This window comes from Streptomyces calidiresistens, assembly GCF_014141525.1.
In the GTDB taxonomy this organism is placed as follows: Bacteria; Actinomycetota; Actinomycetes; order Streptomycetales; family Streptomycetaceae; genus Streptomyces; species Streptomyces calidiresistens.
In genome coordinates this window covers 1-2176 of record NZ_VKHS01000855.1, presented here as the reverse complement: position 1 = coordinate 2176, position 2176 = coordinate 1, and the positions used below count along the sequence as shown (strand labels likewise).

The window sequence follows — 2176 nt, the reverse complement described above, 5'->3', positions numbered from 1 at the left end:
CCCGTGCCCCAGGTGCCCCCAGCACCCGCCCCCGTTCCACCGGTGGGAGATCCGCAGGCGGATCGGGCGGCCTTCGTCGCCGCGCTGCCCAAGGCCGAACTGCACGTGCACCACGTGGGCTCCGCCGCCCCGCACACCGTGGCCGCCCTCGCCGCCCGCCACCCCGACTCCCCGGTGCCGCAGGACCCGCAGGCGCTGGCCGAGTACTTCACCTTCCGGGACTTCGCGCACTTCATCGAGGTCTACATCTCGGTGGTGAACCTGATCCGCGATCCGGAGGACGTTCGGCTGCTCACCTACGAGGTGGGGCGCGACCTGGCCGACCGCAACGTCCGCTACGCGGAACTGACCGTCACCCCGGTGACCTCCACCCGGCGCGGGATCGCCCCGGAGGCCTTCCTCGAGGCGATCGAGGACGCGCGGGTGGCTCTCGAACGGGACCGGGGCATCGCGCTGCGCTGGTGCTTCGACATCCCCGGCGAGCTCGGCCTCCCGGCCGCCGAGGAGACCGTCCGGATGGCCTGTGACCTGCGCCCCGAGGGGCTGGTCTCGTTCGGGCTCGGGGGCCCGGAGATCGGGGTGGGTCGGGCGCAGTTCAAGCCGTTCTTCGACCGGGCGATCGCGGAGGGCCTGCACAGCGTGCCGCACGCCGGGGAGTCGAGCGACGCGACATCCGTCCGGGAGGCGGTGGACGCGCTGCGGGCGGAGCGGATCGGGCACGGCATCCGGGTGGTGGAGGATCCGGCGCTGATGGAGGAGTTGGCGGAGCGGGGCATCCCGTTGGAGATCTGCCCGACCTCCAACGTCGCCACCCGGTCGGTGCCCTCACTCGCCGAACACCCGTTGCCGACGATCGCCGCCGCCGGGGTGCCGTTCTCCATCAACAGCGACGACCCCCCGATGTTCGGCACCGATCTCGATCGGGAGTACCTGGTGGCCGGGGAGATGTTGGGGCTGGACGAGGCGGGGCTGGCCGGGTTGGCACGTTCCGCGGTCCGGCAGTCCTTCCTCGATCCGGCCGGGCGGGACCGCCTGCTGGCCGAGATCGACACGCACCTGGCGGAGTGGGGCCGATGAGCGACGCGACACGTCATCCGGTCGGCCCGTCCGCCGGAGCCCCCGGCCGCACCCTGGTCGTGGCGCACCGGGGGGATCCCTACCGGGTGCGGGAGAACACCCTGGCGTCCTTCCGGTCGGCGATCGACGAGGGGGCCGACGCGATCGAACTGGATGTCCGGCTGAGTCGCGACGGGGTGCCGGTGGTGCTCCACGACCCGGGGCTGAAGCGGCTGTGGGGGGTGAACCGGGCGGTGGCCGACCTGACGGTGGCCGAGCTCCGCGAGGCCTCGGCGGGCGGGGTGCCGACCCTGGTCGAGGCGCTGGGGGCCACCTTCCCGACCCGGGTGCTGGTCGACCTGCCGGACCCGGACGGCGCGACCGCCCGGGCCGCCGTCGCGGCGGTGGCCGGGGACGGATCCGCCGACCGGGTGTACTGGTGCGGCGACCCCGCGGCGCTGTTGGCGGTCCGGGCCGAGGACCCGACGGCGGAGATCGCCCTGACCTGGAAGCGCAGCGCCCCGGTGCGGGCGGGCCTGGTCGCGGAGGTGCGCCCCCGGTGGCTCAACTACCGCTTCGGGCTGCTGGACCGGGCCACGGTGGAGCGGGCCAGGGAGGCGGGATACCTGCTGGGGGCGTGGACGGTGGACAGCGGACGGACCATGCGTCGGCTGCTGGCCCTGGGCGTGGACGCGATCACCAGCAATCGCCCCGGGACCCTGAGGCGGGCCGTGGACCGGGCCGCCGCACGGTGACCCGCCGGCGTCGCGGGGACGGGCCGGATCGACCCGCCCCCGCGACGGACCTGCGTGATCAGCAGAAACGACCGCCGCGCACGATGACGCAGCCGTCGGTCGAGGAGGCGATCGCGGGAGCGGCGGCGGCGCCGGCGAACAGCCCCACCGTCATGAGGACGGTGGCGGCACGGGCGATCACACGGGTGCGGTTGCGCATGAGGGCTCATCCTCCGGGTTGCGGAAAAGGGCGATGGGTCCGAACGGGTCGACGCCGCACCGGTGGACGCGGACAGCGACCCGACGGGCACCGAACGTATCAGCCGCCACCCCGCTGTACAGAGCACCTTTCGGCCAACCCCGGCCCCCGGCGCCCCGGGAGACGT

Annotated in this window: 3 protein-coding genes; 2 read left to right on the top strand and 1 reads right to left on the bottom strand. The window is 74.3% G+C overall.

Annotated features, from left to right (window positions below):
• Positions 1 to 3: 3 nt before the first annotated feature.
• Together FOE67_RS23470 and FOE67_RS23465 are read left to right on the top strand one after the other, a co-directional pair.
• Positions 4 to 1077, top strand: coding sequence for an adenosine deaminase (locus tag FOE67_RS23470; RefSeq protein ID WP_438874291.1), 1074 nt, complete (start codon positions 4 to 6; stop codon positions 1075 to 1077).
• On the top strand, positions 1074 to 1811 hold the full coding sequence (locus tag FOE67_RS23465) for a glycerophosphodiester phosphodiesterase (protein ID WP_182666837.1): 738 nt from the start codon (positions 1074 to 1076) through the stop codon (positions 1809 to 1811). Before FOE67_RS23470 ends, FOE67_RS23465 begins: the two co-directional genes overlap by 4 nt.
• Before the next feature lie 58 nt (positions 1812 to 1869).
• Here the strand turns inward: FOE67_RS23465 and FOE67_RS23460 are convergent, their stop codons facing one another.
• On the bottom strand, positions 1870 to 2010 hold the full coding sequence (locus FOE67_RS23460; protein ID WP_182666836.1) for a hypothetical protein: 141 nt from the start codon (positions 2008 to 2010) through the stop codon (positions 1870 to 1872).
• Positions 2011 to 2176 lie beyond the last annotated feature (166 nt).